Genomic DNA, 21,328 nt, shown 5'->3' on the forward strand with positions numbered 1-21,328 from the left:
GCCGCGGCCGCCGCCCCGCGCACCGCCGGGACCCCCTCGGGCCCGGGCATCGCCCCCGGCGAGCCGGACCCGAACGGCGGCGGGGTGACCTACCGGGCGGACGGGCCGCTGCCGCAGGCCCCGGCCTCCGCGCCCTCCTTCGCCGCGTCCGGGGAGGTCACCTCGGAGGAGGTGGCCCGCCTCGCGCAGGCCCTCGGGATCTCCGGCGCGCCCCGGCTCAGCGGGGAGCAGTGGCTGGCGGGCGAGGCCGCCGACGGGGCCGGGCCCCGGCTGACCGTCACCCGCAAGGCCCCCGGCACCTGGAGCTTCTCCCGCTTCCAGGCCGGTGCGGGGGACGACTGCGTGCGCGGCAAGGACACCTGTGGCCCGGCCACCCTCCCCGAGGGGGGCTCCGGCGGGGCGAAGCCGGCCGCGCCGCAGGGCTCGGGCTCCGGCGCCCCGGTGTCGGAGGACGCGGCGAAGGCCGCGGCGGCGCCGGTGCTGGCGGCCGCCGGGCAGGACGGCGCGAAGGTGGACGCCCGTCTGGTGACGGGTTCGGTCCGGGTGGTGGTGGCGGACCCGGTGGTGGGCGGCCTGCCCACGCAGGGCTGGTCCACCCGGATCACCGTCGGGGCGGAGGGCCGGCCGGTGGCGGGCAGCGGGGAGCTGAAGGCTCCGGTCCGCGCGGCCGAGCAGCCCGTGGTCGGGGCCGCCGAGGCCCTGGACCGGCTCAACGCGGCGGGCAGGGGCGGCGGCGGCACCGGCCCGGGCCCGAGCGGCTGCGCGACCTCGGTGCCGCTGACCCCGGACACCGCGGCGGGGGCCACGGACACCCTGCCGTGCAACCCGGAGCCGCGGCCGATGAAGCCGCCGCGGACGGAGAGCGTGAAGGGGGCCGTGCTCGGACTGGCCGCGGGGACGGTCGACGGCGGGCGGGGTCTCGTGCCTGCCTGGCTGTTCGAGGTGGCGGGCAAGGACGGCGGGCCGGGGCGCACGGTGGTCCAGCCGGCGGCCAAGGACGACGGCGGCTCCACCGCCCCGGTGCCCCCGCAGGGCCACACCGTGCCCGGGTTCTCGTACGCGCAGGACGACCGGACGCTGACGGTCGACTTCTGGGGCGGGGCGTGCAGCACCTACGCGCTGGAGGCGCGGGAGGAGGCCGGCTCGGTCCTGGTGAAGATCACGGACACCCCGAACAAGTCCGGCCAGGCCTGCATCATGCTCGCGAAGGAGATGTCCGTCACGGCGCGGCTGAGCCGGCCGCTGGGCGAGCGCAAGGTGGTCGACGCGACGACGGGCAAGGCCCTCACCCGCCGGTAGGCGCGGGCGGAAAGGGGCGAGGGCCCGGGCTCCGGTCGGATCGACCGGGGCCCGGGCCCTCGTCGTGCGCGTTCAGCCGGGTTTAGCTGAAGGAGTCGCCGCAGGCGCAGGAGCCCGTGGCGTTCGGGTTGTCGATCGTGAAGCCCTGCTTCTCGATGGTGTCGACGAAGTCGATGGAGGCGCCGCCCAGGTAGGGGGCGCTCATGCGGTCGGTGACGACCTTGACGCCGTCGAAGTCCTTGACCACGTCGCCGTCGAGGGAGCGCTCGTCGAAGAAGAGCTGGTAGCGCAGGCCGGAGCAGCCGCCGGGCTGGACGGCGACGCGCAGCGCCAGGTCATCGCGGCCTTCCTGCTCCAGCAGGGTACGGACCTTCTCGGCGGCGGCGTCGGACAGGAGGATGCCGTCGCTCACAGTGGTCTTGTCGTCCTGTACGGACATCTGCATTCACTCCCGAAGTGGGCGGCTCCCCGCCGGTGGCTGGGGAAACGTCGGACTCTTGCCGTCGGTGGCAACCAGCGGGACCGCGGTTTCATTCCGGGTCCGGCGCCTTGTTTCAGATATTCATGCTCGCACACCTGTGGGGAGCGGTGGACCTCTTGCGGAGGGCGGCTGGAGTGCGCCGCTCCGGAGCGGGCGAATGCGTCACATCGACATTATCGCCATCGTCAAAGTGACGTGAAGCGGTTATGATAGATAACGTCATATAGACGAGAAGTCGAAGTGACGCCTTCGGAAGCCCTCTTCGGAAGGCACCTAGTCGCAGAACAGAAAGGGTGCGTGTCGTGACCACCGCCCAGCCCTTGGACGTCCAGCCGACGCCCCTTGCCCTGCTGCTGCTCGGCCGCGAGTCCGACCCCAAGAGCGAGCGCGGCGTGGAGTGCCCCGGCGACCTGCCCTCGCCCTCGGACCCGGACCTCGTGGCCCGCGCCCGCGCGGCCAAGGAGAAGCTCGGGGACAAGGTCTTCATCCTCGGGCACCACTACCAGCGTGACGAGGTCATCGAGTTCGCCGACGTCACCGGCGACTCCTTCAAGCTCGCCCGCGACGCCGCCGCCAAGCCGGAGGCCGAGTACATCGTCTTCTGCGGTGTGCACTTCATGGCCGAGTCCGCGGACATCCTGACCTCCGACGCCCAGAAGGTCGTCCTGCCCGACCTCGCGGCCGGCTGCTCGATGGCCGACATGGCCACCGCCGAGCAGGTCGCCGAGTGCTGGGACGCGCTCACCGACGCCGGGATCGCCGGCAGCACCGTGCCCGTCTCGTACATGAACTCCTCCGCCGACATCAAGGCCTTCACCGGCAAGCACGGCGGCACGATCTGTACCTCCTCCAACGCGAAGAAGGCCCTGGAGTGGGCCTTCGAGCAGGGCGAGAAGGTGCTCTTCCTGCCCGACCAGCACCTGGGCCGCAACACCGCCGTCCGCGACATGGGCATGTCCCTGGACGACTGCGTGGTCTACAACCCGCACAAGCCGAACGGCGGGCTGACCGCCGAGCAGCTGCGCGGCGCGAAGATGATCCTGTGGCGCGGCCACTGCTCGGTCCACGGCCGCTTCTCGGTGGACTCGGTCAACGACGTGCGCGAGCGCATCCCGGGCGTCAACGTGCTGGTGCACCCCGAGTGCAAGCACGAGGTCGTCGCGGCCGCGGACTACGTCGGCTCGACGGAGTACATCATCAAGGCGCTGGAGGCGGCCCCGGCCGGCTCCAAGTGGGCCATCGGCACCGAGCTGAACCTGGTCAAGCGGCTGGCGAACCGATTCGCCGCCGAGGACAAGGAAGTCGTCTTCCTCGACAAGACGGTCTGCTTCTGCTCGACGATGAACCGCATCGACCTCCCCCACCTGGTGTGGACCCTGGAGTCCCTGGCCGAGGGCAACCTCGTCAACCAGATCCAGGTCGACAAGGAGACCGAGGCCTTCGCCAAGCTCGCGCTGGAGCGGATGCTGTCCCTCCCGTAGGCGGCACGCACACGCACGAAGGGGCGCCCCCCGGCGGGGGCGCCCCTTCGGCGTTCACGGTGCCGTACGGATCAGACGGTCACCCGGTCCTCGTCCGCGGCGGGCACCACCGTCAGCTTCGCCTCCCGCCTGGCCGAACGGCGCTCGCGGCGGCGCTCCTTGCGGAGCTCGATCGCCGTGTAGAGCGTCGGGACCAGCAGCAGCGTCAGCAGGGTGGAGCTGACCAGGCCGCCGATCACGACCACCGCGAGCGGCTGCGAGATGAAGCCGCCCTCGCCGGTGACGCCGAGCGCCATCGGGAGCAGCGCGAAGATCGTCGCCAGGGCCGTCATCAGGATCGGCCGCAGCCGGTGCCGGCCGCCCTCGACGACCGCCTCGACCACGCCCAGGCCCTGCGCCCGGTACTGGTTGACCAGGTCGATCAGAACGATGGCGTTGGTCACCACGATGCCGATGAGCATCAGCATGCCGATCATCGCCGGGACGCCCATCGGGGTGCCGGTGACGATGAGCAGGCCGAGCGCGCCGGTGGCCGCGAACGGGATGGAGACCAGCAGGATCAGCGGCTGGACCAGCGAGCGGAAGGTCCCGACCAGCAGCAGGAACACGATCGCGACGGCGGCGAGCATGGCCAGGCCCAGGGAGCCGAAGGCCTTGCTCTGGTCCTGGGAGACGCCGCCGATGGAGGCCGTGGCCCCGTCGGGCAGGTGCAGTGCCTTGATCTTGGTCTGGAGCGCGGAGCTGACGGCGCCGGTGTTGTCGCCGACCGGCTTGGCGGTGATGGTCGCGGCGCGGGCGCCGTCGATCCGGGTCATCGCGACCGGGCCCGGGACCTCCTTGACCTCGGCGATGTCGCCCAGCTTGGCCGGGCCGACCGGCAGCGCCTGGAGCTCGGCCAGGGTGGTGGCCGGGTGCGCGGACTTGATGACGACGTCCCGCTCGGTGTCGTCCAGTACGGCCTTGCCCGCCGGGTTGCCCCGTACGGCCTGCGAGACGATCGCGCCGAGCGCGGCCTGGCTGACCCCGGCCTCGGCGGCCTTGGGGGTGGCGGTCACCGAGATGCGGGGCACGGACTGCGAGAGGTCGCTCTGGACGTCGGTGACGTCCTTGAGGGTGGCGACCTCGGCCCGGACCTGCTCGGCGGCCTTGGCCAGCACGCCGGCGTCGCCGGCCTTGACGACCACGCTGAGGTTGGAGCCGCCGAAGCCGCCGCCCGCGGCGATCTTGGTGTCGCCGATGCCGTCGAGCTTCGCCAGCCGGGCCGTGATGTCCTTCTTCACGGCCTCGGCGTCGTCCGCGCTCTCCAGCGTGACCTGGTACGAGGCCTGGTTGGAGCCCGTACCGCCGCCGAAGGCGGCCATGAAGCCGGAGGAGCCGACGGTGACCTGGTAGTCCTTGACGCCCTTGACCGAGGCGAGGACCTTCTCCACCTTGCGGGCCGCCTCGTCGGAGGCGCCGAGCGAGGTGCCCGGGGCCAGCTCCTGCTTGAGGGTGAGGACGTCCTGCTTGCTCTGGTCGAAGAAGTTGGTCTTCAGCAGCGGGGTCATCGCGAAGGTGGCGACGAGCACGACGACCGCGATGGCCATGCTGGTCAGGCGGCGCCGGGTGGCGAAGCCCAGGACGCGGACGTAGAGCCGCTGGAGGCGGCTGCGCGCCTCCTTCTCCTCCGCCTCGCGCCGGGCCCGGTCCGGATCCCCGGCGGTGCCCTTCGGCGCGCGCAGGAACCAGTACGACAGCACGGGCACGACCGTCAGCGAGACGATCAGCGAGGCCAGCAGGGACGCGGTGACGGTGATCGAGAACGGGCCGAACAGCTCGCCGACCATGCCGCCGACCAGGCCGATGGGCAGGAAGACGGCGACCGTGGTGAGCGTGGACGAGGTGACCGCGCCGGCCACCTCCTTGACCGCCGTGAGGATCGCGGTCTCGCGGTCCTCGCCGTAGCCGAGATGGCGCTTGATGTTCTCCAGGACGACGATCGAGTCGTCGACGACCCGGCCGATGGCGATGGTGAGCGCGCCCAGGGTCAGCATGTTCAGCGACAGGTCCTGGGTCCACAGCACGATCAGCGCGAGGACGATGGACAGCGGGATGGAGACCGCGGTGACCAGCGTGGAGCGGATCGAGGCCAGGAAGAGCAGGATCACGACCACCGCGAAGGCCAGGCCGAGCATGCCCTCGGTGGTGAGCCCGGAGATGGACTTGGCGACGGCCGGGCCCTGGTCGCTGACCACGGTGAGCGCGGCGCCGGAGCCGAGCGTGGAGCTCAGCTCGGGGAGCTTGTCCTTCACGGCGTCCGAGATCGCGACGGCGCTGCCGTCCTTGTCCATGGTGAGCGTGAGGGAGAGGCTGGGCCTGCCGTTGGTCCGGGTGATCGAGGCGGCCGCGGCGGGCTCCTGCTTCACCGTGGCCACGTCGCCGAGGCGTACGGCGGGCTTGCCGGGGCCCGGGCTCAGCCGCAGGTCCTCCAGCTGGGCCAGCGAGGTGTAGCCGGCGCCGACCCGGACGGTGCGGTTCCTGCCCGCCTCGTCGAAGGAGCCGGCCGGGACGGTCGCGCCGCCCGCCTGGAGGCCCTGGGCGAGCGTGGCGCCGTCGAGGCCCGCCGCGGCGAGCCTGGCGCCGTCGGGGGTGACGGTGACCTGGAGCTTGCGGACCCCGTCGAGGGTGACCTGGCGGACGCCCGCGATGTCCGACAGGACCGGGACGACGCTGCGGTTCAGCTGGTCGGCGAGCGCCTGCTGGTCCTTGTCCGAGGTGGCGGCGAGGACGACGGTGGGCATGTCGTCGGTGGAGCCGGCCACCACCTGCGGGTCCACGTCGGCGGGCAGCCGGACGCGCGCCCGGTTGACGGCCTGCTGGACGTCGGCGACGAGCTGCTTGGTGCCGCCGCTGCCGTAGTCGAAGCCGGCCCGGATGAGGGCGTTGCCCTCGCTGGCGGTGGAGGTGATGCCGGTGAGGCCGTCGACGCCCTTGAGGGAGGCCTCGATCGGCTCGATGACCTGCTTCTCCACGACGTCGGGCGAGGCACCCTGGTACGGCGCGAGCACGGAGACCATCGGCAGTTCGATGGTGGGCAGCAGCTGCTGCTTGAGCTGGGGGATGGCTATGGCGCCGAAGACGAGCGCGACGATCGACACGAGGCCGATCAGCGCTCTCTGGGCCAGGCTGAAGCGGGACAGCCAGGACATGGGTGGGATCTCTCTGCAGGTACGTCTACGAGGTCATGCCGTCAGGCACACGCGAGGGGCCTCTCAGCCTCGCCCACCCGGCGGCGCCGCAGCGTCGCTCCCAGGTCCAGTCCCCCGCTCCCGGCATACCGCGTCGGGAGTACGCCGCCCTACTGCGGACCGCTCGGTCCGTCGGTGCGCGGCCGGACCAGGCCCGATTCGTACGCGATGACCACCAATTGCGCCCGGTCCCGGGCCCCGAGCTTGGCCATGGCCCGGTTGACGTGGGTCTTCACCGTCAGCGGGCTGACCTCCAGGCGGCCGGCGATGCCGTCGTTGGACAGGCCCGCGGCCACCAGGACGAGGACCTCGCGCTCGCGCCCGGTGAGCGCGGCGAGCCGCTCGGCGTGCGCCGAACCGGCGGCGGGGGCGTCGGCCCGGCCGCCCTGGGCCAGGAAGCTGGCGATCAGCCCCTTGGTGGCGGCCGGGGAGAGCAGCGCCTCGCCGGCGGCCGCGACGCGGATGGCGTTGAGCAGCTCGTCGGGTTCGGCGCCCTTGCCGAGGAAGCCCGAGGCCCCCGCGCGCAGCGCCTGGACCACGTACTCGTCCACCTCGAAGGTGGTCAGCATGACGACCCGGACCCCGGCGCAGTCGGGGTCCTCGCTGATCATGCGGGTGGCGGCGAGGCCGTCGGTGCCGGGCATGCGGATGTCCATGAGGACCACGTCGGCGTGCTCCGTGCGGGCGAGGGCGTACGCCTGGGCCCCGTCGGAGGCCTCCCCGACGACCCGCATGTCGGGTTCGGAGTCGACCAGCACCTTGAACGCGCTGCGCAGCAGCGCCTGGTCGTCGGCGAGCAGCACCTTGATGGGGGCCGCGCCCCGCTCCTGAGCCCGGTTCTCGTCCACGCCCCGAAGGGTACGCGGGCGGCGGGACGGGGGTCAGCCGAGGGCGAGGACGACGAGGACGGTGGTGGCCGCCGTCTCGCAGAGGGCGCCGAAGACGTCGCCGGTGACCCCGTCGAAGCGGCGTACGCAGCGGCGCAGCAGGAGTTCGGCGGCCAGCAGGCCGGCGAGGACGGCCGCCGCGTGGTGGGCGGCGGCGAGCGGGCCGGCGGGGAGGGCGGCCAGGGTGGCGGCGGCCAGGACGAGGGCGGCCACGCCGGCGGCGGCGCGGTGCGGGACCACGCCCGCGACGGCCGCGCCCAGTCCCCCGGGGCGGGCGGCGGGGACGCCCTCTCGGGAGGCGAGGGTCATCGCGAGCCGGGCGGTGACGGCGGCGGTGACGGCGGCGAGCGCGCCCCGGCTCCAGGAGTCGGCGTAGGCGTTCGCGAGGGCGGCGGTCTGGACGAGGAGGACGAGGAGCAGGGAGATGACGCCGAAGGGGCCGATGTCGGACTGCTTCATGATCCGCAGGGCGTCCTCGGCGGGCTTGGCGCTGCCGAGTCCGTCGGCGGTGTCGGCCAGCCCGTCGAGGTGGAGCCCGCGGGTCAGGGCGGCGGGGACGGCGACGGTGACGGCGGCGGCGAGCAGGGGGCCGCCGCCGAGCAGCAGCAGGAGGGCTCCGGGTACGGTGGCGAGCAGGCCGACGGCGAGGCCGGCGAGCGGGGCGCAGGCCATGCCGGTGCGCGCGGCGGGCCGGTCCCAGCGGGTGATGCGCGCGGGCAGGACGGTCAGCGTGCCGAAGGCGAAGCGGATCCCGTCGGCCAGCGTGGCGCGCTCCTCGGGCGGGAGCGGCGGTCGATCATCGGTCGAATCTGTCATCGGCGCGAACGCTACCCGCTTACGGTGAGCGGTAAATTGCTCATTACGTGTCATATCGGGAGCGGGTGTCGTGGGTCACTGGTGGGTGCGCAACATCGTCGAGCCGGGAAAGCTCCCGCTGCTGCTCGCGCTGTTGTCGTTCGTGCTGTCGTTCCTGGTCACACGGGTGATCACCCGGCTGATCCGGGCGGGCCGGGGGCCCTTCAAGAACATCACCCCGGGCGGTCTGCACGTCCACCACGTGGTGCCCGGCGTGGTCCTGGTCATCATCGGCGGGTTCGGGGCGGTGGGCAGCGGCGGGCACAGCTTCGGCGCGGGCCTGTCGGCCGTGCTCTTCGGGCTGGGCGCGGGGCTGGTGCTGGACGAGTTCGCGCTGATCCTGCACCTGGACGACGTCTACTGGAGCGAGCAGGGCCGCAAGAGCGTGGAGGTCGTCGTCCTGACGGCCGCGGTGGTCGCGCTGGTGCTGGGCGGGTTCCTGCCGTTCGGGGTCAACGAGCTGTCACCCGGGGAGCGGCACAGCCGGGGGCTCGTCGTCATGAACACCGCCACCAACTTCTTCCTGGCGCTGGTCGCCCTGTGGAAGGGCAAACCGCGCACGGCGGTCTTCGGGACGGTCATCCCCTTCGTCGCTCTGATCGGCGCGGTCCGCCTGGCCCGGCCCGGTTCCCCGTACGCGAAGCGGTTCTACGCGCACCGGCCGCGCGCCCGCGCCAAGGCCGGGCTGCGGGCCTTCCACCACGACCGGCGCTGGGCCCGGCCGCGCCGCCGGTTCGAGAACTTCATCAGCGGACTGTCGGACCCCGAGCGCGAGCGGGGCCGGGACCGCGACCGCGACCGGCAGAAGAGCGGCGGCGGGAGCGGTCCCGGACACGGCTGCGGATGACGCGAAGGGTCCGCCCCCCGGACATCCGGGGGGCGGACCCTTCGACTGCGTCGGTGTCCTTCGCGGTCCTTCGCGCGGGCGCGGTCAGCCCGGGATCAGGCCGTCGTCGCTGAGCATGTCCCGGACCTCGTCGAGGGTCGCGTCCGGGGCGGGCAGGATCAGCTCGGACGGCTCCAGCGCGTCGTCCGGCAGCGGGGTGCCCAGCCGCCGCACGGCGTCGAGCAGGGCGCCCAGCGTGCGCCGGAAGCCCGCCTCGTCACCGGACTCCATCTCCTCCAGGAGTTCGTCGTCCAGCTTGTTGAGCTCGACGAAGTGACCGTCGGCCACCTTCAGCTGGCCTTCCCCCATGATGCGGACAATCATGACGGGCCCCTGTCCTACTGCTTGTCGAACCGGTGCTGGGTCTGCTGCGGCTGGGCGGTGCCGGGGGCCCCGCCCTCGATGGCCTGCTGCTGCGCGGACGGGCCGCCGGCCAGCTCCGCCTTCATCCGCTGGAGCTCCAGCTCGACGTCGTTGCCGCCGGAGAGGCGGTCGAGCTCGGCCTGGATGTCGTCCTTGGAACCGAGGCCGCTCTGGTCGTCCAGGGCGCCGGAGGCCAGCAGCTCGTCGATCGCGCCGGCACGGGCCTGGAGCTGGGCGGTCTTGTCCTCGGCCCGCTGGATCGCCAGGCCGACGTCGCTCATCTCCTCGGAGATGCCGGAGAAGGACTCCGCGATCCGCGTCTGCGCCTGGGCGGCGGTGTAGGTGGCCTTGATGGTCTCCTTCTTCGTCCGGAAGGCGTCCACCTTGGCCTGGAGGCGCTGCGCGGCCAGCGTCAGCTTCTCCTCCTCGCCCTGGAGGGTCTGGTGCTGCACCTCCAGGTCGCTGACCTGCTGCTGGAGCGAGGACCGGCGGGACAGGGCCTCGCGGGCCAGGTCCTCACGGCCCAGGGCGAGGGCCTTGCGGCCCTGGTCCTCCAGCTTCGCGGACTGGCTCTGCAGCTGGTTGAGCTGCAGCTCCAGGCGCTTGCGGGAGGTCGCCACGTCGGCGACGCCACGGCGCACCTTCTGCAGCAGCTCCAGCTGCTTCTGGTAGGAGTAGTCAAGGGTCTCGCGCGGGTCCTCGGCCCGGTCAAGGGCCTTGTTCGCCTTCGCGCGGAAGATCATCCCCATACGCTTCATGACACCGCTCATGGGCTTCGCGCGCCCCCTTCTAGACGGACTGTGCTCCAGGTCACCGACAGGACCCACAGTACGGGCCCTGCTTCCATTACCGCACTGTTCGAGTACGGATGCGCTCCTCCTCCAGGACGAGTACCCCTGCGCCGTATCAGGCGTAAGGAGTAGGTGATCCCCGAGGACCTCAGGAGCCTCGTACGGGGAAGACGCCCGCCGTTGCCGGATCGTTCCCCGCCGAGGTGGGCCGTCCGCCCTCGACCACGTAGGGTTGTGTCTGTGTTTGGTAGCCGCTCCTCCAAGGAAGAGAAGGCCTCCGCCACCGAAAAGGTGAGCGCCGGCCCCTCGCAGCCCCGTGACCCGCAGGCCCCCAAGGGCCGCCCGACGCCGAAGCGTGCTGTGGCCCAGTCGCAGCGCAAGGCCGTCGTGGCCTCGACCGGCAACCGCAAGGAGGACGCCCGGCGGGCCCGCGAACGCCGCCGGGAAGAGATGGCCCGCCAGCGCGAGGCGCTGGCCAACGGCGACGAGCGTTACCTGCCGGCCCGTGACAAGGGTCCCGTCCGCCGGTTCGTCCGCGACTTCGTGGACTCCCGCTTCTCCGTCGCCGAGATGTTCCTGCCGCTGGCCGTGATCATCCTGGTGCTGAGCATGATCCGGGTCCCCTCGATCCAGAACATCGCGCTGATGCTGTGGCTCGGCGTGATCGTCCTGATCATCCTCGACTCGATCGGCCTGGTCTTCCGGCTCCGCAAGGCGCTGGTCGAGCGCTACCCGAACGAGCCCCGCCGCGGCGCCATCGCCTACGGCCTGATGCGCACCCTCCAGATGCGCCGCCTGCGCCTGCCCAAGCCGCAGGTCAAGCGCGGGGAACGGCCCTGACCGGAGCGACGCCCGGTTCAACTGGGGCGTCGAAGGGGGAGGGCTTCGCGGGGGGAGCCAGGCTCTGGCTGGAGGGACTGGGCGGACTGCGCAACGCCGTCCGCCAGGAACTCGTCGGCCGGCAGGTCGAGGAACAGATCACGCAGCGCTTCCCGGTCGGGCAGCGGCTGCGCGTCCTCGACGTCGGCATGGGCCAGGGCACCCAGGCCCTCCGCCTCGCCCGCGCCGGGCACATGGTCACCGGTCTCGAACAGGACGCCGCCATGCTGGCCGTCGCTCACGCCGCGCTGGCCGCCGAACCCGCCGGCATCCGCGACCGGGTCGAGCTGATCGAGGGCGACGGCCGGGAGACGGGCGCGCACTTCGGGCCCGGCAGCTTCGACGTGGTGCTGTGCCACGGAGTACTGATGTACGTGTCCGAGGCCGACGCCATGCTCGCCGGGCTGGCCCGGATGCTGGCCCCGGGCGGACTGCTGTCCCTGCTGGTGCGCAACGGCGACGCCCTCGCCCTGCGGCCGGGGATGTCCGGGGACTGGTCGGGGGCGCTGGCCGCCTTCGACACCGTCGACTACACGAACCGGCTGGGCCTGGAGGTCCGGGCCGACCGGCTCGCCGACCTGACGGCCACCCTGTCGGGCATCGGCGCCCCGCTGAACGCCTGGTACGGGGTCCGCGTCTTCACCGACGGGACCGAGGCCGCCGCGGAGCTCCCGCCCGAGGAGGAACTGGACCGGCTGCTGGCCGCCGAGGAACGGGCGGGCCGCACCGACCCCTACCGCTCGGTCGCCGCACTGCTGCACCTGTGCGGGGTACGGGGCTGACCCGCCGGAACGCAGAACCCCCGGGGCCCGGCCCCGGGGGTTTCGCACGTCAGGCCTCCGCGGCCGCGCTGAGGCTCATCCGGTAGATCTCCGTCGAGTCCTCGAACAGGGTGACCCGTTCGGCGCCGCCGTCCAGGAGCTCCTTCCAGACCTCGCCGATCCAGGACTCCGCGTCCCCCTGCGTGGTGAACTCCTCCGGCTCCACCGCCGGGCTCGTCTCACTGCCGTCGGCCGCCTCGAACCGCCACGTCCACGCCATGTCCGCCTCCGTTGCTCGTCCGCTACTCACTTTGAGTGTGCCCGCAGCTTGACATGCTCCCCGCCCTAAGGGGCGGGCATTCCGGCCTGGACCGTACGGCCCTTCCGGCGGCTTCCTGCTTCACCGCGCCGTGCCGGGGCTTTCGTCCCGGTCTCATCGGCGCTCCACGAGGCGTTTAGCCTGTCCGCCCGTCCGGCGGCCAGGGTGTTCTTCGCCGCGTTCTCGTCACGGTCGTGGACGGTCCCGCACGCTCGGCAGGTCCATTCACGGACGTGCAGGGGCTTGGGGCCGTCCTTCGTCCCGCAAGCGGAGCAGACCTGGCTGGTCGGCTCGAAGCGTCCGATCCTGCCGAAGTACCGGCCGTGCTTGGCGGCCTTGTACTCCAGCATGTGGACGAACGCCGTCCATCCGGCGTCGTGCACGGATTTGGCCAGGCGAGTACGTCCGAGGCCTGACACCGCGAGGTCCTCCACGTACACCGCTTGGCTGTCGCGGATGATGCGTGTGGATTCCTTGTGGTGCCAGTCCCGGCGCCGGTCGGCCACTCTGGCGTGCTGCCGGGCCACCTTGAGCCGGGCCTTGGCCCGGTTCCTGCCGCCTCACCTTGGGGTCGCCGACCTTGGCCACGTACACCGTGCCGTCGCGCTGAAGGGAGAAGGCGTTGGTGTTGAGCCGGATGGACTGCCGGGTGTCCTTCTTCGACTTGAACCGGGGCGGGGCCACCTTCGGCCCCCGGCGCTTGCCGGTGAGGGAGTCGAAGAAGTTCTTGTAGGCGGTGTCCAGGTCCCGCAGGGCCTGCTGGAGCACCACGGCCGACACCTCGGCCAGCCAGGCCCGCTCCGCGGTGCGCTTGGCCTGCGTGATGCGCAGCCGGGACAGATCGGCCGACTTCACATACGGCAACCCGGCCGCGTGCGCCTCCCTCCGGTCCCGCAGGCAGTCGTTCCACACCACGCGGGCACAACCGAACGCCCTCGCCAGCGCACGACGCTGAGAGGCGTCCGGGTAGACCCGGAACTGGTAGCGGAGCAGCACGAACGAATCCCACTCTCCGCAATCCGATGCACACACTGGGTGCTGACGGCTGCTGCGGCCCTCCCTGAAGAACGGGCTTTCGGCGCGAGTCCCGGCGACCGGGCGCGCACCAGTACCGGCGAAGCGAGAGGATCTCCGTGTGGAACTCACTCTCCTCGGCACCGGTACCCCCGAAGGACTGCCCCGCCCCGGCTGTCCCTGCGCGGTCTGCGCGGTCTGCGTCGGCGCCCGGGCGCGCGCCGCGACCTCCGTCCTCGTCGACGGCGCGCTCCTCCTCGACCTCACCCCCGGGGCGGTCCTCGCCGGGGCCCGCGCCGGGCATTCGCTGGCCGGCGTACGGCAGGTGCTGCTGACCCACCCGCACGACGGGCCCGCCGTCGAGCTGCCGCCCGGGCTGCCCGCCGCCGGGCGGGTCCCCGACGGGCGGGAGCTCGCCGTCATCAGCGGGCACCGGGTGCGGGCCGTGGCGATGGACGCGCCCGGCACCGGATACGAGGTCACCGGCCCCGACGGGGCCCGGATGCTGTACCTGCCGCCCGGCGGGGCACCCGCCGGCACCGAGGCCGCGCCCGCCCGCCGCCCGTACGACGTGGTCCTCGCCGACGTCCTCGGCCGGCCCGAGGCCCTGGCCCGGCTCCGCTCGACCGGCGCCGTCGGCCCCGCCACCGACGTGATCGCCGTCCACCTCGACCACGACACCCCGCCCGGCCGCGAACTGGAACGCCGCTGCGCCGCCGCCGGGGCCCGCGCCGTCCCCGACGGCACCACGCTCACCGCCGGCGACTACCACGCGGTACCCGACGTACCGCGCCGCACCCTCGTCCTCGGCGGCGCCCGCTCGGGCAAGTCCGTCGAGGCCGAACGGCGCCTGGAGTCCTTCCCCGAGGTGACCTACGTCGCCACCGGCGGCACCCGCGACGGCGACGCGGAATGGGCCCAGCGCGTCGGCCTCCACCGCGAGCGCCGGCCCGCCAGCTGGCGCACCGCCGAGACCTGCGACCTCGTGCCGCTGCTGGAACTGCCCGGGGCGCCCCTGCTGATCGACTGCCTCGCCCTGTGGCTCACCGACGCCATGGACCGCGCCGGCGCCTGGGACGACGCCGTCTGGGCGGCCGGCGGGCAGAAGGAGCTCCGCTCCCGGACCGCGGAGCTGGTGGCGGCCGTCCGCGCCACCCGCCGCACGGTGGTGCTCGTGAGCAACGAGGTGGGCTCCGGAGTGGTCCCCGCGACCGCCTCCGGACGGCGGTTCCGCGACGAGCTGGGCCGCCTCAACAACGCGGTCGCGGGCGAGTGCGAACACGTCCTCCTCGTCGTCGCCGGGCAGGCCCTCGCACTCAAGGAGCAGCCTTCCTGACGGATCGGCGGCCGCCCCCCGAAGGAGGCTCCCGGCGGCTGTAATCTCTGGCAGATGACCACGCTGAATCTCGACGACTTCTCCGATCTGATCGAACGCCCCGACGGGGGCGTCCGTCGTGACGCCGAGGAGCGCCGTGGACGGCTCGGAGTGCCGCCCGGCGCCCTGGGCCGGCTCGACGAGCTCGCCGAATGGCTGGCCGCGGCCCAGGGCCGGGTACCGGTCAAGCCCATCGAGCGGCCCCGGGTCGTCCTGTTCGCCGCCGACCACGGCATCGCCTCGGGCGGGGTCTCCGCCCGGCCCGCCGGCGGCGCCCACGAGCTGGTGCGCGCCGTCCTCGACGGGACCAGCCCGGTCTCGATCCTCGCCGAACGCTTCGGCGCCGGCGTCCGCGTCGTCGACGCCGGCCTCGACTGCGACCCGGCGCTGCTGCCCGAGGAGGTCGTCCGCCACCGCGTACGGCGCGGCAGCGGACGCATCGACGTCGAGGACGCGCTGACCGCCGAGGAGGCCGAGGCCGCGCTGCGGCTCGGCATCCGGATCGCCGACGAGGAGGCCGACTCCGGGACCGACCTCGTCGTCCTCGGCGACCTCAGCGTGGGCGGCACCACCGTCGCCGCCACCCTCGTCGCCGCCCTCTGCGGCACCGACGCCTCCGTGGTCACCGGCCGCGGCGGACAGCCCATCGACGACCTGGCCTGGATGCGCAAGTGCGCCGCCATCCGCGACTCGCTGCGCCGCGCCCGCCCGGTGCTCGGCGACCAGACGGCGCTCCTGGCGGCGGTCGGCGGCGCCGACGTCGCCGCCATCACCGGCTTCCTGCTCCAGTCCGCGGTGCGCCGTACGCCCGTCATCCTCGACGGGGTGGTCTCGGCCGCCTGCGGGCTCGTCGCCCAGCGGGCCGCCTTCCGCGCCCCGGACTGGTGGCTCGCGGGCCAGAGCAGCGGGGAGCCGGGCCAGGCCAAGGCACTGGACCGGATGGCACTCAACCCCGTACTCGACCACGGCGTCACAGTGGGAGAGGGAACCGGTGCCCTGCTGGCGCTCCCCCTCGTCCAGGCGGCCGCCGCGCTCGCCGCGGAACTCCCGGAGCGGGCGGCCGGCGAGGCGCCGACGGACCGGACGGCGGACCGGAAGACGGACTGAAAGTACCGGGCACCACGGGCCTGGCAGGTCCGCAGTGCCCATACGGCCTGCGGACCGGTCACGCCCATATCATCGCGTTTCATGGGAGAGGTCCGCTTGACCAGCGTAGAAGACCGGAACAGCCTCGATCAGGCTTCCGGCAAGGGTTCCAACAACAAGAAGGAGAAGGAGAAGGGGAAGGAGCAGGGAGGGGAGGCCGCGGCCAAGCCGGAGACCCGCAGGGGCAGCCCGGCCTCACGGCGCAGCGCCGCCTTCGCGGTCTGGTACCTCCGTGCCGTCACCTTCGTCAACTTCCTCAGCGCGGTGTGGCTCTCGCTCGGGCAGGACCTGCGCCGGCACAACACCGCCGACTTCTACACCCCGTACCTGCTGACGGCCGGCTTCGCCTCCGGCCTGTTCTCGCTGCTGCTCGCCGTCACCATGGGCCGCCGCAAGCGCGCCGCCTGGATCCTGAACCTGGTCGTCAGCGGCCTGCTGCTGCTGGCCTTCGCCGTCGCCGCCTTCGCCCCGTGCACCAGCGGCGAGTTCAGCCTGTGCTACCCCGAGTTCCGCGACCACGCCCAGAACTGGGTCTCGCTCGCCCTCACCGCCGCCTTCGTCGGCGCCCTCCTGGTGGGCCGCCACGAGTTCTACGCCAAGGGCGACCGCTCCAACCCCCGGCTGGCCACCGTCGTCGGCGCCGTCGGCCTGCTCCTCACCTCGCTCGTCGCCGCCCTCCTCGTCGGCGCCACCAACACCGACCCCGACCGGGCCGACGCCACGTTCCTCGCCCGCTGGCGCTACGGCGTCATGCGGCTGATCACCCTGGCCCCCGACGACAAGGCGTACAACGCGATCACCACCCCCGCCTGGGTGGACGTGTTCATCAACGTCATGTCGATGCTGCTGCTGCTCGCCGTGCTGTTCGCCGCCTTCCGCTCGCGCCGCGCCGTCGACCCGCTCACCCCCGAGGACGAGGAGAAGCTGCGCGCGCTCCTCGCCAAGCAGGGCGACCGCGACTCCCTCGGCTACTTCGCGCTGCGCCGCGAGAAGTCCGTCATCTGGTCCCCCACCGGCAAGGCCGCCGTCACCTACCGCGTCGTCGGCGGCGTCTCCCTCGCCTCCGGCGACCCCATCGGCGACCCCGAGGCCTGGCCCGGCGCCATCGAGCCCTGGCTGGCCGAGGCCCGCGAGCACGGCTGGGTGCCGGCCGTGATGGGCGCCTCCGAGGAGGCCGGACAGATCTACGCCCGCCACGGGCTGGACGCCCTGGAGCTGGGCGACGAGGCCATCGTCGAGACCGACGAGTTCACGCTGGAGGGCCGCGCCATGCGCACCGTCCGGCAGGCCTACAACCGCGTCAAGCGCGCCGGCTACACCGTCCGCATCCGCCGCCACGCCGACATCCCGGCCGACGAGATGGCCGTCCTCCTCCAGCGCGCCGACGACTGGCGCGACGGCGCCACCGAACGCGGCTTCTCCATGGCCCTGGGACGCCTGGGCGACCCGGACGACGGCCAGTGCGTGATGCTGGAGTGCACCGACGGCAACGGCGACCTGCGCGCCGTGCTGTCCTTCGTCCCCTGGGGCCCCAAGGGCCTGTCGCTGGACCTGATGCGCCGTGACCGGGACTCCGAGAACGGCCTGATGGAGTTCATGGTCATCGAACTCCTGGAACGCTCGAAGGAGATCGGCGTCACACAGGTCTCACTGAACTTCGCGATGTTCCGTTCCGTCTTCGAGCGGGGGTCCAAGCTCGGGGCGGGTCCGGTGCTGCGCATGTGGCGCTCGCTGCTGAGCTTCTTCTCCCGCTGGTGGCAGATCGAGTCCCTCTACCGGGCCAACGCCAAATACCGCCCGATCTGGGAGCCGCGGTTCATGCTCTTCGAGAAGAGTTCCGACCTGCTGCGCATCGGAATCGCGGCGGGCCGGGCCGAGGGCTTCCTGGAGGCGCCCGGCCTGCCGAAGTGGCTGCACCGCAGACATCTGGAGACGATTCGTTGACGTGGTGGACGACGGCCTCACCGCGGCGGTTCGCCCGCCGCGAGTGGGGCCCCCTGTTCTGGACCCTCGGGGACGCCCTCGTCCGTGACAAGTGGCGCGCCATCCCGATGACCATCGGCGCGGTCTGCCTCACCTCGGTCTTCCAGATCGTGCAGAACACGTCCTGGGGCTTCCAGCCCGTCCAGAACCTGGGGTCCGTCAAGGCCGTCGATCCCCTGTGGCTCGCGCTGCTGCGCACGCCGCTCTCCCTCTTCGTCCCCGCCCTCGACCTGCCCGTGTGGGGGGCGCTCGCGCAGATCCTGCTGGTCTTCGGGATCGCCGAGATCTGCATCGGCTGGTGGCGCACCCTGCTGATCGGCTACGTCGCCACCCTCGCCGGCACCACCTACGCCCGCATCGGGCTCTCCCTGGGCCCCGACCACCCCTTCGGGCTGCCGGTGACCGACCGCGTCGTCAACGACACCGGCCCGTCGGCGGCGGTGGTGGGCCTGGCCATCTACGTGTGCTGGCGCTACCGGGCCTACCTCACCGGCACGCTCGTCATCCTCGTGATGATCGGGGAGGTCCTGATCAAGGACAACCTCGCCGGCAAGGAACACCTCGCGGCCATCGCCGGCGTCATGGCGGTGTGCGTGGTGCGCGCGAAGTGGGGCCCGCCCCGCTCCCGCGCCCCCCTGGGCCGCCGCACCCCGCCGCCGGGGCGGCGGCCGCGTCTGCCGCGGGGGACGGGGCGGGGCTGAGGTTTCGCGGGTCCTCCCCGGCGCGGGGGGCGGGTTCGGCGTTCGGCGTTCGGCCCTCGGCTCGGTACCGGTAACGCTCTACGGGCGCCGTACCGGCGAGCCCGTACCGTAGCGGGGTGAGCACAGACCTCGGGCCCGGGCCCTTCCCCACCGGGCGGCAGTGGATGCGGGCCCATCCGCTCGCCACCGACGCCGTACTGGCGCTCGGGGCGCTGGTCTCCATGGTCCTCGGCTCCTTCGTCGACCCGCACGGCCCGCTCGGCCCCACCTTCCGCACCCGCGCCCCCGAACCGGTCTCCCTGCTGCTGATGCTGCTCGGCGCGGCCGCCCTCGTCTTCCGCCGCCGCAGTCCGCGCACCGTCCTCGCCGTCACCTGCGGGCTCACCCTGATCGAACTGGCCACCGGCGAGCCCCGGGCACCCGTCGCCATGAGCGCGGTCATCGCCCTCTACACGGTGGCCGCCCGCACCGACCGGCCCACCACCTGGCGCACCGGCGTGCTGACGATGGCCGGCCTGACCGGGGTCGCCATGCTCGCCGGGCCGCTGCCCTGGTACGCGCAGGAGAACATCGGCATCTTCGCCTGGACCGGAATGGCCGCGGCCGCCGGAGACGCCGTCCGCAGCCGCCGGGCCTTCGTCGACGCCATCCGCGAACGGGCCGAGCGGGCGGAGCGGACCCGCGAGGAGGAGGCCCGGCGACGGGTCGCCGAGGAGCGGCTGCGCATCGCCCGGGACCTCCACGACGTGGTCGCCCACCACATCGCCCTGGTCAACGTGCAGGCGGGGGTGGCCGCGCACGTCATGGACAAGCGGCCCGACCAGGCCAAGGAGGCCCTGGCCCACGTACGGGACGCGAGCCGCTCGGCGCTGAACGAGCTGCGGGCCACGGTCGGCCTGCTCCGCCAGTCCGGCGACCCGGAGGCCCCGACGGAACCCGCGCCGGGCCTGGCCGTACTGGACGAACTCCTCGACACCTTCCGGCACGCCGGCCTGCCGGTGGAGGTGACCGTCCAGCTGGGGACGGGCACCGAGCCGCTGCCGGCGGCGGTCGACCTGGCGGCGTACCGGGTGATCCAGGAGGCCCTGACCAACGTACGCAAGCACGCGGGCCCGGGTGCGCAGGCCGAGGTCAGCGTGGTCCGGGTGGGCGCCTCGGTGGAGGTGACCGTCCTCGACGACGGCGGCGACTCCGCCGACTCCTCCCCCGCCCCCGGCCCCCCGGGCGGCGGCCACGGCCACCTCGGCATGCGCGAACGCGCCACGGCCCTGGGCGGCACCTGCTTCACGGGCCCCCGCTACGGGGGCGGGTACAGGGTGCACGCGATCCTGCCGGTGTGAGGGTGCGGGCTCGCGGTGCGGGCCCGCCATCTCCCCCGCGAGGGGCCGGGGGCGGGCCGGTGGCTGCCCACCCGCCTCCCCCGGTGCGGGGCGGTGGGTGGGGGCGGGGTCCTGGTGGGCGGTGACGGAACAGCCGACCGGGACTGGGGGAGGGCGAGGCCTCAGCGGGGCTTTCTCAGGGAGGTTTGGGGGTTTCCCGCCAGTCTCATCGTCCTTCCGCGTCGGGCCGGCCTGTCAAGGGCGCTCCCTTCGGTCGCGTCGCTACGCGATGGCCTTCGGCCACCCTTGACAGACCGACCCGCCACGAAATGCCGAAGACTGCCGGGAACCCCCCAAAGGAACGGGACGGATGTTCCTTGGACATACGGCGGCATCAGCGACCAGCCGGGCAGACCGGGGGCCGGCAGACCGGGCATCCGGCCCCCATCAGCCATAAGCGGTAATCGGTGCCGACCCACGCATCAGATCGCTACGCGCTTCTCCCGTCTCAGCGTCCGGCGGCCGCCTGGGGCCGCTACCCGCACGAAATGCCAACTGGACCGTCCCCCGCGACCGGCAGGCGCATCAGATCGCTACGCGCTGCCCTGGTCTCGGCGGCCGGCAGCCGCCCTGGGCTGATACCCGCACCACATGACGATCCGAGTGGCATCCGGCGGCCCGACCTCGATCAGCAGCAGTTGGGGAAGTCCCAGGCCCACCAGCCCTGGCCGAGGCCGGGGCGGATCTTGCCCACGAGGGCGCCGTTGCTGTTGCGGAGGTAGATGCCCGTACGGAAGTTGCCCTGGACCTGCTCGTCCGTCACGTTGATGGAGCTCGCGCCGCGGGCCTTGCCGAGGGGGTCGGGCATGCCCAGGGACACCCAACCGGTCCACTGCTTGTTGATGGTCCAGCGCGTCCACACCGCATAGTCGGTGCCGACCAGGAACTGTTCCTTCTCCCCGCCCGGAAGCGCGTGGTCCTTCACCCCGTAGTCACATATGTATATGCCGCCGCCCCCGGCGGTGCAGTTGCTCGCTGCCTGGGCCGGTGCGACGGCCACGGTCATTCCCGCGATGGCGGCGATGGCAACGACGGCGGCCTTGATCTTCTTCAACCTGAGCACCCTGTTCTCTCGGTGTGTTCCACTCAAGCCGGGCCCTCAGGCCCAACTATGACATATCGTCAGGCCAATGATCACTGATAGAAGGCGATCAGTCACAGCTGAACGGTCTCGTCGTCCTGTGGTGCGGGTAGCGACCCAAGACGGCCGCCGGACGCCGAGCCCAGGGCAGCGCGTAGCGATCTGACGCGCCCACCGGCCCCGGAGGACAGTCCCGTTGGCATTTCGTGCGGATAGCGACCACAGACGGCCGCCGGACGCCGAGAAATGAGGAGCGCGTAGCGATCTGATGCGTGGGGCGGCCCCATTTGCCGTTTACGGCTCTTGGGGGCCGGATGCCCGGCCGGCCGGCCCCCGGTCTGCCCGGCTGGTCGCTGATCCCGCCGGTCCTCTGATCTACATCCGTCCCGTTCCTTTGGGGGGTTCCCGGCAGTCTTCGGC

At 72.7% G+C, this 21,328-nt stretch carries 19 protein-coding genes and 1 pseudogene; 10 read left to right on the top strand and 10 right to left on the bottom strand.

Annotated features, from left to right (window positions below; genetic code table 11):
• Nucleotides 1–1,299 (top strand): hypothetical protein (locus AB0O29_RS27585; protein ID WP_365156431.1); only part of this gene is annotated, 1,299 nt, incomplete at its 5' end.
• Nucleotides 1,300–1,381: 82 nt separating this feature from the next.
• Here the strand turns inward: AB0O29_RS27585 and AB0O29_RS27590 are convergent.
• Nucleotides 1,382–1,738: an iron-sulfur cluster assembly accessory protein gene (locus AB0O29_RS27590; RefSeq protein ID WP_030029080.1), complete on the bottom strand. Its 357-nt coding sequence runs from the start codon at nt 1,736–1,738 to the stop codon at nt 1,382–1,384.
• Between the two features lie 335 nt (nt 1,739–2,073).
• On the opposite strand from AB0O29_RS27590, the gene nadA reads away from it, so the two are divergent.
• Entirely contained in the window at nt 2,074–3,261 is a 1,188-nt protein-coding gene (nadA, locus tag AB0O29_RS27595) for a quinolinate synthase NadA (protein ID WP_365156433.1), read from the top strand.
• Between the two features lie 71 nt (nt 3,262–3,332).
• On the opposite strand, the gene AB0O29_RS27600 is transcribed toward nadA, so the two are convergent.
• From AB0O29_RS27600 to AB0O29_RS27610, 3 genes are all read right to left on the bottom strand, one after another.
• Nucleotides 3,333–6,449, bottom strand: a complete 3,117-nt coding sequence (locus tag AB0O29_RS27600; protein WP_365156436.1) for an efflux RND transporter permease subunit — start codon at nt 6,447–6,449, stop codon at nt 3,333–3,335.
• Nucleotides 6,450–6,598: 149 nt separating this feature from the next.
• The gene (locus tag AB0O29_RS27605) at nt 6,599–7,336 is read right to left on the bottom strand and encodes a response regulator transcription factor (RefSeq protein WP_365156439.1); all 738 of its coding nucleotides are present in this window, start codon (nt 7,334–7,336) and stop codon (nt 6,599–6,601) included.
• A 33-nt stretch (nt 7,337–7,369) separates the two neighbouring features.
• Nucleotides 7,370–8,191, bottom strand: coding sequence for an adenosylcobinamide-GDP ribazoletransferase (locus AB0O29_RS27610; protein ID WP_365156442.1), 822 nt, complete (start codon nt 8,189–8,191; stop codon nt 7,370–7,372).
• A gap of 70 nt (nt 8,192–8,261) precedes the next feature.
• On the opposite strand from AB0O29_RS27610, the gene AB0O29_RS27615 reads away from it, so the two are divergent.
• Nucleotides 8,262–9,077, top strand: a complete 816-nt coding sequence (locus AB0O29_RS27615) for a hypothetical protein (RefSeq protein ID WP_365156445.1) — start codon at nt 8,262–8,264, stop codon at nt 9,075–9,077.
• Nucleotides 9,078–9,161: 84 nt separating this feature from the next.
• Here the strand turns inward: AB0O29_RS27615 and AB0O29_RS27620 are convergent, their stop codons facing one another.
• The gene (locus AB0O29_RS27620) at nt 9,162–9,440 is read right to left on the bottom strand and encodes a hypothetical protein (protein ID WP_365156447.1); all 279 of its coding nucleotides are present in this window, start codon (nt 9,438–9,440) and stop codon (nt 9,162–9,164) included.
• A 14-nt stretch (nt 9,441–9,454) separates the two neighbouring features.
• Nucleotides 9,455–10,249 (bottom strand): PspA/IM30 family protein, encoded by a 795-nt coding sequence (locus AB0O29_RS27625; RefSeq protein WP_344153725.1) that lies wholly within the window; start codon nt 10,247–10,249, stop codon nt 9,455–9,457.
• A gap of 261 nt (nt 10,250–10,510) precedes the next feature.
• Between AB0O29_RS27625 and AB0O29_RS27630 the strand changes: the two genes are divergently transcribed.
• Nucleotides 10,511–11,110 carry a DUF3043 domain-containing protein gene (locus AB0O29_RS27630; RefSeq protein WP_365156450.1) on the top strand — a complete coding sequence of 200 codons (600 nt, stop codon included), beginning with the start codon at nt 10,511–10,513 and terminating at the stop codon, nt 11,108–11,110.
• Between the two features lie 17 nt (nt 11,111–11,127).
• Here the strand turns inward: AB0O29_RS27630 and AB0O29_RS27635 are convergent, their stop codons facing one another.
• Complete coding sequence (locus AB0O29_RS27635) at nt 11,128–11,391, bottom strand: hypothetical protein (protein ID WP_365156475.1); 264 nt, start codon at nt 11,389–11,391, stop codon at nt 11,128–11,130.
• Here AB0O29_RS27635 and AB0O29_RS27640 point away from each other — a divergent pair.
• Nucleotides 11,278–11,931, top strand: coding sequence for a methyltransferase domain-containing protein (locus AB0O29_RS27640; protein ID WP_365156470.1), 654 nt, complete (start codon nt 11,278–11,280; stop codon nt 11,929–11,931). The genes AB0O29_RS27635 and AB0O29_RS27640 overlap by 114 nt on opposite strands.
• A 49-nt stretch (nt 11,932–11,980) precedes the next feature.
• On the opposite strand, the gene AB0O29_RS27645 is transcribed toward AB0O29_RS27640, so the two are convergent.
• On the bottom strand, nt 11,981–12,190 hold the full coding sequence (locus AB0O29_RS27645; protein ID WP_365156453.1) for a hypothetical protein: 210 nt from the start codon (nt 12,188–12,190) through the stop codon (nt 11,981–11,983).
• A 65-nt stretch (nt 12,191–12,255) separates the two neighbouring features.
• Nucleotides 12,256–13,225 (bottom strand): annotated as a pseudogene (locus tag AB0O29_RS27650) (RNA-guided endonuclease TnpB family protein).
• Between the two features lie 139 nt (nt 13,226–13,364).
• Here AB0O29_RS27650 and AB0O29_RS27655 point away from each other — a divergent pair.
• The 5 genes from AB0O29_RS27655 (at nt 13,365) to AB0O29_RS27675 (ending at nt 19,788) form a co-directional block, all read left to right on the top strand.
• Nucleotides 13,365–14,579 carry a bifunctional adenosylcobinamide kinase/adenosylcobinamide-phosphate guanylyltransferase gene (locus AB0O29_RS27655; RefSeq protein ID WP_365156456.1) on the top strand — a complete coding sequence of 405 codons (1,215 nt, stop codon included), beginning with the start codon at nt 13,365–13,367 and terminating at the stop codon, nt 14,577–14,579.
• 54 nt (nt 14,580–14,633) lie between these two features.
• Nucleotides 14,634–15,725 carry a nicotinate-nucleotide--dimethylbenzimidazole phosphoribosyltransferase gene (gene cobT / locus AB0O29_RS27660; protein WP_365156458.1) on the top strand — a complete coding sequence of 364 codons (1,092 nt, stop codon included), beginning with the start codon at nt 14,634–14,636 and terminating at the stop codon, nt 15,723–15,725.
• Nucleotides 15,726–15,806: 81 nt separating this feature from the next.
• A complete protein-coding gene (locus AB0O29_RS27665) occupies nt 15,807–17,708 on the top strand; it encodes a phosphatidylglycerol lysyltransferase domain-containing protein (RefSeq protein ID WP_365156461.1) in 1,902 nt (633 codons plus the stop codon).
• The gene (locus AB0O29_RS27670) at nt 17,705–18,448 is read left to right on the top strand and encodes a hypothetical protein (RefSeq protein WP_365156464.1); all 744 of its coding nucleotides are present in this window, start codon (nt 17,705–17,707) and stop codon (nt 18,446–18,448) included. Before AB0O29_RS27665 ends, AB0O29_RS27670 begins: the two co-directional genes overlap by 4 nt.
• 164 nt (nt 18,449–18,612) lie before the next feature.
• Nucleotides 18,613–19,788 carry a histidine kinase gene (locus AB0O29_RS27675; RefSeq protein ID WP_365156472.1) on the top strand — a complete coding sequence of 392 codons (1,176 nt, stop codon included), beginning with the start codon at nt 18,613–18,615 and terminating at the stop codon, nt 19,786–19,788.
• 667 nt (nt 19,789–20,455) lie between these two features.
• Here AB0O29_RS27675 and AB0O29_RS27680 read toward each other — a convergent pair.
• Complete coding sequence (locus AB0O29_RS27680; protein WP_365156467.1) at nt 20,456–20,881, bottom strand: hypothetical protein; 426 nt, start codon at nt 20,879–20,881, stop codon at nt 20,456–20,458.
• Between the last annotated feature and the right edge of the window lie 447 nt (nt 20,882–21,328).

Source organism: Streptomyces sp. NPDC089915, assembly GCF_040684675.1.
Classification (GTDB): domain Bacteria; phylum Actinomycetota; class Actinomycetes; order Streptomycetales; family Streptomycetaceae; genus Streptomyces.

Excerpts from the sequence above, each read along its gene's own strand:
- cobT (WP_365156458.1), top strand. The coding sequence starts at position 14,634 with ATGACCACGCTGAATCTCGACGACTTCTCCGATCTGATCGAACGCCCC.
- AB0O29_RS27675 (WP_365156472.1), top strand. The coding sequence starts at position 18,613 with ATGCGGGCCCATCCGCTCGCCACCGACGCCGTACTGGCGCTCGGGGCG.
- AB0O29_RS27645 (WP_365156453.1), bottom strand. The coding sequence starts at position 12,190 with ATGGCGTGGACGTGGCGGTTCGAGGCGGCCGACGGCAGTGAGACGAGC.
- AB0O29_RS27625 (WP_344153725.1), bottom strand. The coding sequence starts at position 10,249 with ATGAGCGGTGTCATGAAGCGTATGGGGATGATCTTCCGCGCGAAGGCG.
- AB0O29_RS27665 (WP_365156461.1), top strand. The coding sequence starts at position 15,807 with ATGGGAGAGGTCCGCTTGACCAGCGTAGAAGACCGGAACAGCCTCGAT.
- AB0O29_RS27600 (WP_365156436.1), bottom strand. The coding sequence starts at position 6,449 with ATGTCCTGGCTGTCCCGCTTCAGCCTGGCCCAGAGAGCGCTGATCGGC.
- AB0O29_RS27610 (WP_365156442.1), bottom strand. The coding sequence starts at position 8,191 with ATGACAGATTCGACCGATGATCGACCGCCGCTCCCGCCCGAGGAGCGC.
- AB0O29_RS27590 (WP_030029080.1), bottom strand. The coding sequence starts at position 1,738 with ATGTCCGTACAGGACGACAAGACCACTGTGAGCGACGGCATCCTCCTG.
- AB0O29_RS27620 (WP_365156447.1), bottom strand. The coding sequence starts at position 9,440 with ATGATTGTCCGCATCATGGGGGAAGGCCAGCTGAAGGTGGCCGACGGT.